Annotated in this window: 10 protein-coding genes; 3 read left to right on the forward strand and 7 right to left on the reverse strand. The window is 65.7% G+C overall.

What is annotated here, in order from left to right:
- Positions 1 to 241: 241 nt before the first annotated feature.
- On the reverse strand, positions 242 to 1075 hold the full coding sequence (locus tag U4012_RS08185) for an oxidoreductase (RefSeq protein ID WP_321797582.1): 834 nt from the start codon (positions 1073 to 1075) through the stop codon (positions 242 to 244).
- 94 nt (positions 1076 to 1169) lie between these two features.
- Here U4012_RS08185 and U4012_RS08190 point away from each other — a divergent pair, with 94 nt between their 5' ends.
- Positions 1170 to 2141, forward strand: a complete 972-nt coding sequence (locus tag U4012_RS08190) for an AraC family transcriptional regulator (protein WP_321797584.1) — start codon at positions 1170 to 1172, stop codon at positions 2139 to 2141.
- Positions 2142 to 2198: 57 nt separating this feature from the next.
- Here the strand turns inward: U4012_RS08190 and U4012_RS08195 are convergent, their stop codons facing one another.
- Positions 2199 to 2888: a CoA pyrophosphatase gene (locus U4012_RS08195; RefSeq protein ID WP_321797587.1), complete on the reverse strand. Its 690-nt coding sequence runs from the start codon at positions 2886 to 2888 to the stop codon at positions 2199 to 2201.
- A gap of 334 nt (positions 2889 to 3222) precedes the next feature.
- Here U4012_RS08195 and U4012_RS08200 point away from each other — a divergent pair, with 334 nt between their 5' ends.
- Together U4012_RS08200 and U4012_RS08205 are read left to right on the forward strand one after the other, a co-directional pair.
- Entirely contained in the window at positions 3223 to 4083 is an 861-nt protein-coding gene (locus U4012_RS08200) for a PhzF family phenazine biosynthesis protein (protein WP_321797644.1), read from the forward strand.
- A 58-nt stretch (positions 4084 to 4141) separates the two neighbouring features.
- Positions 4142 to 4348 (forward strand): hypothetical protein, encoded by a 207-nt coding sequence (locus U4012_RS08205; protein ID WP_321797589.1) that lies wholly within the window; start codon positions 4142 to 4144, stop codon positions 4346 to 4348.
- 119 nt (positions 4349 to 4467) lie between these two features.
- On the opposite strand, the gene U4012_RS08210 is transcribed toward U4012_RS08205, so the two are convergent.
- The 5 genes from U4012_RS08210 to U4012_RS08230 all read right to left on the reverse strand — a co-directional run bounded on the left by U4012_RS08210 (position 4468) and on the right by U4012_RS08230 (position 12215).
- Positions 4468 to 7989 (reverse strand): pyruvate carboxylase, encoded by a 3522-nt coding sequence (locus tag U4012_RS08210; RefSeq protein ID WP_321797591.1) that lies wholly within the window; start codon positions 7987 to 7989, stop codon positions 4468 to 4470.
- 277 nt (positions 7990 to 8266) lie between these two features.
- Positions 8267 to 8401 carry a hypothetical protein gene (locus tag U4012_RS08215; protein WP_260426335.1) on the reverse strand — a complete coding sequence of 45 codons (135 nt, stop codon included), beginning with the start codon at positions 8399 to 8401 and terminating at the stop codon, positions 8267 to 8269.
- Positions 8402 to 8817: 416 nt separating this feature from the next.
- A complete protein-coding gene (locus U4012_RS08220; protein ID WP_321797596.1) occupies positions 8818 to 10074 on the reverse strand; it encodes an aromatic ring-hydroxylating dioxygenase subunit alpha in 1257 nt (418 codons plus the stop codon).
- Between the two features lie 179 nt (positions 10075 to 10253).
- The gene (locus U4012_RS08225; protein WP_321797598.1) at positions 10254 to 11183 is read right to left on the reverse strand and encodes a LysR substrate-binding domain-containing protein; all 930 of its coding nucleotides are present in this window, start codon (positions 11181 to 11183) and stop codon (positions 10254 to 10256) included.
- 30 nt (positions 11184 to 11213) lie between these two features.
- On the reverse strand, positions 11214 to 12215 hold the full coding sequence (locus tag U4012_RS08230; protein WP_044848475.1) for a LysR substrate-binding domain-containing protein: 1002 nt from the start codon (positions 12213 to 12215) through the stop codon (positions 11214 to 11216).
- Between the last annotated feature and the right edge of the window lie 225 nt (positions 12216 to 12440).

The raw sequence follows: 12440 nt of genomic DNA on the forward strand, positions 1-12440 counted from the left end.
CGCGCCGGTCGATGCGGCACCTGAGTGTTGTAGCGGAAAACCGCGACCGTGTCATGAAGCCAATTGCATACCGCCGTGTATCGGTTCTCCGCGGGCAACGACGATGTGTGGCGCGAACGACCATGCCGCGTTCGTCACCGGTCCGGACGGGCACAACCTCGCAGCGGTGTGCTCGCATCCCGAGACTTGACCATTCAACGCAACTAACCGTGCGATTTCGCACGCCCCAACCCTCGTGCCTTCAACCGTCCGTCGACACGGTCACCGCCTCCCACGCGCACATGTCGTCTTCCAGCGCCGACCATTTGGCGCGCACGAGCCGAAGCGCATCGCTGCCGAGCAACAGATGGGCCGGCGGATGGTCCGCCTCGATGACCGCAAGCATGGCACGCGCGGCCTTCGCGGGATCGCCCAACTGACGGCCGCTGTTCTCCTCGCGCGCGTGACGGATCGGATCGAAGAGCGCGTCGTAATCGGCGATCGAGCGCGGCGTGCGCGTCATCGAACGGCCGGCCCAGTCGGTGCGGAACGAGCCCGGCGCCACGGCGGTCACCGCGATGCCGAACGGCTCGAGCTCCTTGCCGAGCGTGTCGGATATCCCTTCCAGCGCGAACTTGCTGCCGCAGTAATAGGCAATGCCGGGCATCGTGATGTGGCCGCCCATCGACGTGATGTTCAGGATGCGACCGCGCCGGCGTGCGCGCATGAACGGCACGACGGCCTTCATCATCGCGACGGCGCCGAATACGTTCACGTCGAACTGTCGGCGCATCTCCGACAGCGGCGACTCCTCCATGATGCCTTCGTGCCCGTAACCGGCGTTGTTCACCAGCACGTCGACGGGCCCGACGCTCGACTCGATCGCCGCGACGACGCCGTCGATGCGCTCGAAGTCGGTCACGTCGAGCACGCGCCCGATGGCCGCATGCGGGGACAGTACTTCGAACGCCCGCTTCGCCGCTTCGCTTCTCACGGTGCCGACCACCGTATGACCCGCGGCCAGCGCCGCTTGTGCGAGTGCACGGCCGAAGCCGCTGCTGACGCCGGTGATGAGCATGATAGTGCCGGATGCCATGTGAGCTTCTCCCGAATGTCGATCGAAGCATGCATACTAGTCTGACGATCCACGTAAACTAAGCCCGGTTCCGCTGATTTTCTTGCATAAAACTATGAGCACCGCGCCCTCTTCGTCCCGATCGCCGCAGCTGCCCGCGCGCAGCCGCCAACACCTGATCGCGTTGCTGCATGCATTGGCGCCGGACGAAGGCTACAACCTGACCGCACTGCCGAGCGTGCGCATCCTGCGCTCGAACCGCGCGCTGTCGCGCACGCCGGTGCTGTACGACCCGGGCATCGTGATCGTCTGCCAGGGCAGCAAGCGCGGCTATTTCGGCGGCGAACGCTACCTGTACGACGAGGCCCACTACCTGGCCGTAGCGGTGCCCGTGCCGTTCAGCATGGAAACCGACGCAACGGCGGCGCACCCGCTGCTCGCGCTGTATCTGCACCTCGATTTCCCGATGGCCGCCGAACTGGCCGCGCAGATCGACCGCGAAGGGATCGCCGAACCCGTGCAGGCGCCGAGAAGCATGATGTCGACGCCGATGGACGACGCGATGCAGGCGACCGTGCTGCGTTTCGTCGAGGCGCTGCACCGGCCGCTCGAAGCGGCGGTGCTCGGCCGCGGGTTGCTGCGCGAACTGTATTTCCGCGTGCTCACCGGCGCGCAGGGCAGCGCCATGCGCAACGCGCTGGCGATGCGCGGACAGTTCGGCCGGATCGGCCGTTCGCTGCGCCTGATCCACGCCGACTACGCGCAATCGCTCGACGTCGCGCAACTGGCCGCGGAAGCCGGCATGAGCGTGCCGAGCTTCCATAGCCACTTCAAGGCGATCACGCAGGTGTCGCCGATGCAGTACCTGAAGTCGACGCGGTTGCATCAGGCGCGCTTGCTGATGGTGCGCCAGGACCTGACCGCGGAGGCGGCCGGCCATGCGGTCGGTTATGCGAGCCCGTCGCAGTTCAGCCGGGAATTCAAGCGGCTGTTCGGGCTCACGCCCGCGCAGGAGACGAAGCGCATGCGTGCGCAGTTCGCGATTCCGGCGGCGTTCGAGGATTCGGTGTTCGTGTCGTCACACTGAGCGACGCGCCGCGAGCGGCACGCGTGACTCGGCGGGCCCGAGGCCCCGCGCGTGAAACTAGTCGGGACGTGCACACTCTCCACCCGCGGCATCGCGCACCAGACCCGCCAGCGATTTCAGGATGAACGCGGTCACGCCCCAGATGTCCTGCGTCTGATCCGCCCAGTACCAAGCGCCGGCGCGTTCGCCGTCGCCGTATTGCCGCGGCAGATCGGGATTCAGCAGCGTCGAAAACGGAAACTCGAAAATCGCCTCGACTTCAGCGGGTGCGGCTTCCCATGCGGCTGTTTCCGACACGAAGCCGATCACGGGAAAAATGGCGTGATTGCGCTTTCTCGTTTTATGAATCGGCAAGCTTCCGATCATCCGCACCGCATCGGGCGCGAGGCCGATTTCCTCGAACGCCTCGCGCAGTGCAGTCGCGCCGATGCTGGTGTCCGATTCCGCCGGACGTCCGCCGGGGAAACTTACGTGCGACGAGTATTCGCTGAGCCCCGACGATCGCTTGGTCAGCAGGATCGTCGGCTCGCGCCGCGTGACGATCGCAACCAGGACAGCGGAGAATTTCCACTGTCGGTCGTTGTCCGCGAGGTAGAGCTGCGCCGTGGGCCACGGCGTGTCGGCCGGGATCAGCAGGTTTTCCACGCCGCGTGCGAGCATTTCCAGCATGGATTGCGGTGAAGCGGTGCCCGCCGATGCGTTCGCGAGTCCACCCCCGGTTTTCAGGTGGCTTCCGTCGGATGCCATGTCTTCCTCCTGCATGCAGAATGCTGCAAGCGTTGAGCGACACGGAACCCGACCTGTGTTGCATGGGCACGGCGTCGTTGTGTTTGAACCGGACGGTTCCGGATTCGCAGGCGGCCGTCTGCTCCGGCGAAAAAATTGGCGCGATCGTTGCGAAAATTCGCGTGGCCGGGCCGAAGCGGAGAACCCTGATGATGCACGAAAATTGAAATGCCGAGCGACCGCGCATCGATCGATGCACTCGGTCCGGCAGAATGCAGGATCGTGCCGAAGCATCCCGACATCCGGGCGATGCTCGCACGCCCCGACCAGCACGCCCCTCTCACACGAGATCGAGATGACCCAGTACGCGTTCCGCCTGCTCAATGTATTCGCCGAATCGACGTTCGGCGGCAATCCGCTATGCGTGTTCGAAGATGCGCGCGGCATGGACGACGCGACCATGCAGGCACTGGCCGTGCAGTTCAACCTGTCGGAAACGACGTTCGTGCTGCCGTCGGCGCGTGCGCATGCCCGCGTGCGCATCTTCACGCCCGGCCATGAAATGGCGTTCGCGGGCCATCCGACGCTCGGTACCGCGCATGTCGTGCGCGACCTGTTGAAGGCAGGCGACGCACTCGCGCTCGAATTCAAGGCCGGCGTGGTCGACGTCAAAGCCGGCGACGACGTGTGGACGTTCACCGCCCCGCACGCGGGCATGCCGAAAACGGCGCCTTGCGCGTTGCCCGATACCGATACGGCGGCCATGCTGGGACTGACGACGGACGATTTTCTCGCGCCGCCGCTTTGGGTCGACACAGGCGCGGACCAACTGCTGGTCGCCGTCAAGAACCCCGCCGCCGTGCGCCGCGCCCGGCCCGACAGCGCCTGCCTCGAGCGCTGGCCGACCAACAGCCTCGGTCGAAAGACCGCCTATGTGTTCGCGTTCGACCCGCATCGTCCCGGGAAAGTGGTCTCCCGCTATTTCTTTGCGAAACAGGGCGGCGGGATTTTCGAAGACCCGGGCACGGGGTCGGCCTGCGCGAATCTCGGCGGCTGGCTGCTTGCGGCCCATCACGCGCTGCCCGCCGCGTTTGAGGTCGAACAGGGCGAAGCCGTCGGCCGGCCTTGCCTGCTGCGGTTGTCGGTCGGCTCGAACGGTGAAATCAGCGTCGGCGGTCGCGTGGTCGAGCTCGGACGCGGCGTCATCAACGTGTAGACGCAACGACCTGCGACGCCGGACGCGCGCGCGACACGCCGCCATCCATGCGTCGTGCGTGCTGCGGGCCGGCGCGGGAGCGATCGACGGCCGGGGCATCGACGCACGCCGGGCGTCGCCGCGCTTGCCATGCTGCACGCATCGCCCGCCCGAGCCGATCGCCGACATCAACGACCCGGCCGCCGAAATCGCGCACACGTCGTGCGCCGCCTGCAACGCGTGCTTCGGCGCGGCCGCCGTGTGGCCGCTCGTCGAGCGCGCGTAAGGGACGAGCCGCAGCGCTTCCATCACATGCTCGCGCATCTGGCCGAACTGTTCGCGCGGTTCGTGATCCTCGCGGCTGCACCCGATCGGCTTCGCGAATACGACCGGGCGCGGCAACCGTCATTGCGCCGGGTCTTTCAGCTCGATCAGCAGATCCTTCGCCGCGACTCGCTCACCCGGCTTCACGTGTACGGCCGCGATCTCGCAGTCGCGCTCCGCCGCGATGTGCGTTTCCATCTTCATCGCCTCGAGTGCGATCAGCGTCGTGCCGGCCGACACACGCTGCCCCGGTTGCACGGCGACCGTGACCACCGAGCCCGGCATCGGCGCGGCGACATGCAGCGGATTGGCCGGATCGGCACGCTGCAGGCCATGACGCTCCTTGCCCGCCTGCACGACGCTCTTCTGCTCGACCAGCGCGGAACGCGACTGGCCGTTCAGCTCGAACAGCACCTTCACGATGCCGTCCTGCGCATCTGCATGCTGCCCCTGCAGCGACACGAGCAGCGTCTTGCCCGGCTCGATGTCGATCGCCACTTCTTCCTGCGGCTGCAGCCCGTACAGGAACGCCGGCGTCGGCACGACCGACGTGTCGCTGTAGGCACGAACGTGCGCGTAATAGTCGACCGTCTGCTTCGGATACATCAGGTAGGACGCGAGCTGCCGGTCGTCGAGCGGGCGCTCGCACGCGGTCTCGGCCTGCTTGCGTGCCGCGTCGAGGTCGACCGGCGGAAGCTGGTCGCCGGGACGATACGGCGCCGGCGGTTCGCTCTTGAGCACCTTGCGCGACAACTCGGCCGGGAAGCCGTCGGGCGGGAAACCCAGCTCGCCCTTGAACAGCGACACGACCGACTCGGGGAACGCGATGTCCTTGTCCGGATTGCGCACGTCATCTACGCCGAGGTCGTTCGCGACCATCATCAGCGCCATGTCGCCGACCACCTTCGACGTCGGCGTGACCTTCACGATGTCGCCGAACAGGCGGTTCACGTCCGCATACGCACGCGACACCTCGGTCCAGCGATGATCGATGCCGAGCGAGCGCGCCTGCTCGCGCAGGTTCGTGTACTGGCCGCCGGGCATCTCGTGACGGTAGACGTCGGCCGTGCCCGCGCGGATCTCCGATTCGAACGGCGCGTAATAACGGCGCACGCCTTCCCAGTACATCGACGCTTCGTGCAGGCGATCCTGATCCAGCTCCGGATCGCGTTCGCTGCCGGCCAGCGCCGCCGCGATACTCGACAGGTTCGGCTGCGACGTGAGCCCGCTCATCGCGTCGAGCGCGCCGTCCACCGCGTCGCAGCCCGCACCGACCACCGCGAGCACCGACGCCGCGGCAATCCCGCTCGTGTCGTGCGTATGGAAATGCACGGGCAGCCCGGTTTCCTCCTTGAGCGCCTTCACGAGCGTCGCGACAGCCTGCGGGCGGCAGATACCGGCCATGTCCTTGATGCCGAGCACGTGCACGCCGGCCCGCTGCAGCTCGCGCGCGATGCCGACGTAATACTTGAGGTCGTATTTCGAGCGCGACGTGTCGAACAGGTCGCCGGTGTAGCAGATCGCGCCTTCGCACAGCATCCCGCTCTCGCCCACCGCATCGATCGCCACGCGCATGTTGCGCACCCAGTTCAGCGAATCGAATACGCGGAACACGTCGACGCCCGCGCTCGCGGCCTGCTGCACGAAGAAGCGCACGACGTTGTCCGCGTAGTTCGTGTAGCCGACCGCGTTCGAGCCGCGCAGCAGCATCTGGAACAGGATGTTCGGCACGCGCTCGCGCAGCAGCGCGAGCCGCTCCCACGGATCTTCCTTCAGGAAGCGCAGCGCGACGTCGAAGGTCGCGCCGCCCCAGCATTCGAGCGAGAACAGCCGCGACAGCTCGCGTGCGTAGAACGGCGCGATCGGCAGCATGTCTGCCGTGCGCATGCGCGTCGCGAACAGCGACTGGTGCGCGTCGCGCATCGTCGTGTCGGTCAGCAGCACCTGCTTCTGGTCGAGCATCCAGCGCGCGAACTTCTCGGGGCCGAGCTCGCGCAGTCGATCGCGCGTGCCGGCCGGAATCGCCACCGCCGTATCGACCTTCGGCAGCACGGGTTTCGGCAGCGGCAATGCCGGCAGCGTGCGGCCGTTCATCTCCGCATTGCCGTTCACGTTCAGCTCGCCGAGATAGCGCAGCAGCTTCGTCGCGCGATCGCCGCGCTTCGCGAATGCGAGCAGCTCCGGCGTCCTGTCGATGAAGCGCGTCGTCACGTCGCCCGCGATGAAGGCCGGGTGATTGATCACGTTCTCGAGGAACTGCAGGTTCGACGTGACGCCGCGAATCCGGAACTCGCGCAGCGCGCGATCCATCCGGTGGATCGATTCGGCGGCCGTCGGCGCCCAGGTCGTCACCTTGACCAGCAGCGAGTCGTAGTACGGCGTGATCACCGCGCCGCCGTAGGCAGTGCCGGCGTCGAGGCGCACGCCGAAGCCCGCCGCGCTGCGATAGGCCGTGAGCCGCCCGTAGTCGGGCAGGAAGTCGTTCTCCGGGTCCTCGGTCGTGATCCGGCACTGCAGTGCGTTGCCGTTCAGCGGAATCGCGTGCTGTTCCGGCACGCCGGCCGCGCGCGCGACGAGCGCGCCGTCGCCGTCCGTCGCGTCCTCCGCGAGGCCGATCCGGCCACCTTCGGTGATGCGGATCTGCGCCTTCACGATGTCGATACCGGTGATCATCTCGGTCACCGTATGCTCGACCTGGATACGCGGGTTCACCTCGATGAAATAGAACTGGCCGGTGTCGGCGTCCATCAGGAACTCGACGGTGCCGGCATGCGTGTACCCGACCGCGCGCATCAGGCGCAGCGCCGATTCGCACAACGCCTGCCGGCCGTCGTGATCGAGATACGGCGCCGGTGCGCGTTCGACGACCTTCTGGTTGCGCCGCTGCACCGTGCAGTCGCGCTCGTACAGATGCACGACCGTGCCGTGCAGGTCGCCGAGCACCTGCACCTCGACGTGCCGCGCATTGCGCACGAGCTTCTCGACGTATACCTCGTCGTTGCCGAACGCGGCCAGCGCCTCCCGGCGCGCGACAGGCAGCAGTGTTTCGAGGTCCTGATCGTTTTCCAGTACGCGCATCCCGCGTCCGCCGCCGCCCCAGCTCGCCTTCAGCATCAGTGGATAGCCGACTTCTGCGGCCAGCACCTTGCAAGCATCGAGATCGTCCGGCAGCGGCGCGGTCGCGGGCATCACGGGCACGCCGGCGGCGATCGCCGCATTGCGTGCGGCGACCTTGTTGCCGAGCGTGCGCATCACGTCGGGAGACGGGCCGATCCAGCGGATGCCGGCGTCGATCACGGCCTGCGCGAAATCGGGGTTCTCGGACAGGAAGCCGTAGCCCGGATGGATCGCGTCGACCTTTGCTTGCCGCGCGACGCGCAGGATGTCGTCGATGTCGAGATACGCGGCGAGCGGCTTCTTGCCTTCGCCGATTAGGTAGCTCTCGTCCGCCTTGAAGCGATGCAGCGCGAGGCGGTCTTCCTTCGAATACACCGCCACCGTACGCATGTTCAGTTCGGCGGCGGCACGCATCACGCGGATCGAGATTTCCGAGCGGTTCGCGATCAGGATGGACTGGATTGGGATAGGCGTCACGGCGGCCATGGATAGTGAATGGTTGAATTGAGTTCGCCGCCGCGGCGTGCTCCGCCCGCCTGCTTCATTGGGCGGCGTGCGGATCGTCGCGTCGGTCATTCGCGGTTGCATCGTCGCGGCTTGCGCCAGTCGACATGTTCGCCAGATCGCCGGATGATCGCTATCGACATCGCGACGACGAATAGCATCCAGCCGACCAAACGGAAATAAGGGACCGCTCGCCGGCCGGTCCGGTCGTCGGTCGAAGCACGGCGAGCCCGTGGCACGAACCGCGCTCGCGACAGGATCAATCGCGGTGATCGAACAGCGGTGCGTGGTCCATCCAGTCGTAGCCGGCCGTTCCCTTTGCCCACGCCCAGTTCGTATCGCGGCGGCGTTCACCGGACGATTCGCGCGTCGGCGCGGATCGATCTGCTTCCACCGCGCGTTCGCGCGCAACGCGACGCGCATCGTTCCTGGAAACCGTGTTTCGTTTGCCGTAGTCAGTCATTGCATTCACCTTACGATTGAAAAGCGGGTCGCCTCTCGAACCGTGCGGTTCGTTTCGTCAGGAAAGACCGGTCAGACGAGAGGACATCGAACATGTCGTCTCGTAAAGGCAAAAAGCAGGCCACATGGAATATCACACGGACGGCGTTGATGGACGGGGCTCGGGCGCGCAGCCCGGCCTCGTACCGACTCAGATATGGAATCGAAGTTTCAATTCTGAAATCCCGCCAGCCGGGACCGGTCAGCCGAGCGGACCGATGGGCCAGGAGAAGTCAACGTCAATCGGGCCCGCATCGCACACCGCTGAGAAAGGATCCGAAATCGCCCTCCCGACGCGTCTCACCTCCATCAGATCCCGTGCGCGCTCAACCGCGCGCCGTACCAGCGCGAGAACCGGTCGACGTAAGCCTCGGTGAACGGCGAGAACACGCCCGGCGCATACGCAGGATCCTGGGTGCCCGCGTGCGTGATCTCGACGAGGTGCTTGTCTTGCGTATTCGTCGCGACCCATACCTCGGTCAGATCCGACAGCGTGTAATCGACGCCCTCGACCGCGTCGGCATGGACGAGCCATTTCGTGCGCACGAGCGTCTTGTCCGGTGCGAGCGGGATGATGTACGAAATCACCGCGTGGTCGCTCATCACGTGGGTCCACGAATTGTGCGTCCACAGATGCGTATCGCCGAGATCGCGCCGTTGCAGGTCGCCGAACAGCTTCGTGCTCGCCACCTTCGTGCTGATCGTCTGCGATTCGCCCGCGCCGGCGATCACGAGCTGCTGCGTCCTGAACTGCGTGACGGCATCCTCATCGAGCCATTCGACGGCCGAGCCGAGGAAGCCTTCGCGCGCCCAGTTCGCCTGGCAGCTGGCGTTGCGCGCCTGGTATTCCTCGAACGCCCGAAGCTGTTCGTCCGTGAGGTTTTCCGGGCAGAAGCCAAAATCCTCGGGCAGGAACGACGCGGTCAGCTCGGGATGGGTGCCCGCGCAGTGATAGCACTCGCGGTTGTTCTCGATCACCAGCTTCCAGTTGCCGTGCTCGACGATCTCCTGCTCGAACGCGATCTTTGTATGCCGCAGGTCGTACGGCGCGAAGCGCGGCGCCATCGTGTCCTCGAGCTTCGCGATGTCCTCGGGTGCATCGTCGTCGAGGCACACGAAGATGTGCGTGCCGATGATGCGCGTCTTCACCGGAATCAGGCTGCGGCAGGTCGTGTCGAAATCCTTGCCCATGTGCGTCGCGTGGCGCAGCGTGCCATCGAGGTCGTACGTCCATTGATGATAAGGACACACGAGCATTCCAACGGTCGACTTCCCCGCCTCCTTCAGGCGCGCGCCACGGTGACGGCACACGTTCCGGTAGGTTCGGACGTTCTCGTCGTCGTCGCGCACGATGAAGATCGACGACTTGCCGATGTCGACGGTCGACACGTCGCCGGGCTCCGGAACGTCGGCCGTCACGCCAACCAGGATCCAGTGCTTCCGGAAGAAGATCTCGACATCCGTTTCGAAGACGTCCTGACGGCCGAACAGTTCGCCGGGCATCCCGTGGCCCGGTTGGCGGCTGCGGATCAGATCACCGTGCGTCTTGACTTGCACTTCGGACATCGTCTTTCTCCAATCCCAAGGTTCGTGAAATCGCGCGGCTTCGAATGTTCCGCGTCGATTTCAGTATTGGATCGATGAAAAAGAGCGTCAACGCGCTTTATTTTCGTTCTGGTATTACCTGGGATCATGCGAAGCGGGCAGAGCGAAAATCGCCGCGAAAGTCTGCCGGCGTGCCTGCGTCAGTCCTGCCTGACGTCCGCGCGCAGCCATTCGACGAGGCCGTCGATCGCCGGCGTGATCGTCTTCCCGTGCGGCACCACGATGTAATAGGCGTCCGTCATCTGCAAGGACGCCACCGGCAACCGCACCAGTTCCCCGGCGTCGAGCAGGTCGTGGACGAGCCGCCCCCAGCCGAGCGCGACACCATGACCATAGCGGGCGGCATCGATCGCATCGGTATATAAGCTGCAGCGCAGCGCGTAATTCAACCGGTCGGGCCGGAAGCCGGCGGCATGGAACCACGCCTCCCACCCCATCCAGCCCTCGGACGTCGAATCGGACTCCACCAGCGCGACGGCGGCGAGTTCCGCCAGCGATTCCGGCGCGCCGTGCTGCCGCAGCCAGGCCGGCGAGCAGACGGGAAAGACTTCTTCGTCGAACAGGCGGATCGCGGTGCCGTCGGCCCAGCGACCGTTCCCGTAGCGCACCGCGATGTCGATTTCGTTGTGGCGCAGATCGGCGGTGAACATCAGCGTCGCGAGACGCAACTGCAACTCGGGCTGCGCGGCCTTCAGCGCGGCGAGCCGCGGCAGCAGCCGGAAATGCGAGAACGCGGAGGTCGCCGCGAGGATGAGTTCCTGCCGGATCGGGCCGCTCGTCAGACGGTCGAACACACCGGCGATCTTCTGCATCGACTCGGCCATCACCCGGTACAGCGCCGCACCCTCGTCGGTCAGTTCGATCGAGCGATGCAGCCGATGGAACAGGCGCGTGCCGAGCAGGTCCTCGAGGAACTTGATCTGCCGGCTCACCGCGGCCTGCGTGACGCCGAGTTCGTGCGCGGCCAGCGTGAAGCTGCCGAGGCGGGCGACCGCCTCGAACTCGACGAGCGCCGTCACGGACGGGATCAGACGGCGATAGCCTTTGGGGGTTGCGGACGCAGGTTTCATCTGACGAACGCGTGGTGCGGGGGCAGCGTGCTATTGACCGATCTCGACCCCGGCATCTAGCCAGCCGCGCATCATCACGCCGACCTCGTCGCCCAGCCACTTCCGGAACAGCCGGTATTCCTCGCGCGGCTGCGCATTCCGGTGCGTGATCAGATAGTGATGGCGATCGCGGAACACCAGCACGTCCTGTACCGGACGCACCAGGGTGCCTTGCTCGATCTGCCGGTGCACGAGGTGATGCCAGCCCAGCAGCGTCCCCTCGCCGGCCTCGGCCTGGGCGACGAGCAACCGGTAGTCGTTGCTTTCCAGATACTTGTTCTCGGTCAGCGTGTCGGTACCGTCGCCTTGCTGGAACCAGTTGCGCCATACGCGCCAGTCGACGTGCTCGCACACCTGCGCGCGGCCGAGCATCGACAGGTTCAGGGTCGGGCACGACAGCAGGTCCAGCGGCTTCAGCGACCGGCCGCGAAAATGGCGTTCGTGAAAGGACGGGCTGCAAACCGGATACACGATGTCGTGAAACAGCGGCTCGGCTTCGAACTCGGGCTCGCGCGGCGGGTTCTTCGTGATGATCACATCGGGCTCGATGAGCCCGTCGAGTTCCATGAAGTGTTCGGTGACGATCACGTTCAGCCGGATATCCGGAAACCGCTCGCGAAACGCGGGCAGCCGCGACGACAGCCAGAGCGCCGAGAACGTATGCGACACGCAGATCATCAGCGCGTGCCTGTCGGTGCGGCGCACCGCCTCCGCCGCCTCGGCGATGTTCATGATCGACAGGTACGACGCGTTGTAGAGGACGCGCCCCGCATCCGTCAGCGCGATATGCCGGCCGGTGCGCTCGAACAGCGCGACGTCGAGCGAATCCTCGAGTTCCTTGATCTGCCGGCTGATCGCGGCCTGCGTCACGCACAGCACCTCGGCCGCCTGGGTGAAGCTCTCGTAGCGCGCCGCCGTCACGAAACACCGCAGCGCCCGAAGCGACGGCATCTGCGCGAGGAGTCGGTCTGCAAACAATTGCTTCTTCAACATGGCTTTCACTCTCAAAACGGAGGTCGGACGCGGCGTCGGCGCATTCGTCGACGGCAGTCCCCATCGGCTGCCTGCGAGCAGGCTCATCGCAAACCTTTCGATTATCTCAATATTACGGCTTGCGAGTCGGCCGGGCGGCGTCGCGATGACGTCATTCTTGATCGATTGTGCACTGCGTCGCCATTATCGGAAGCGATGATGGAGACGGCAAGGCGCACGGTGGTG

The organism is Burkholderia sp. BCC1988 (assembly GCF_905339895.1).
Classification (GTDB): Bacteria; Pseudomonadota; Gammaproteobacteria; order Burkholderiales; family Burkholderiaceae; genus Burkholderia.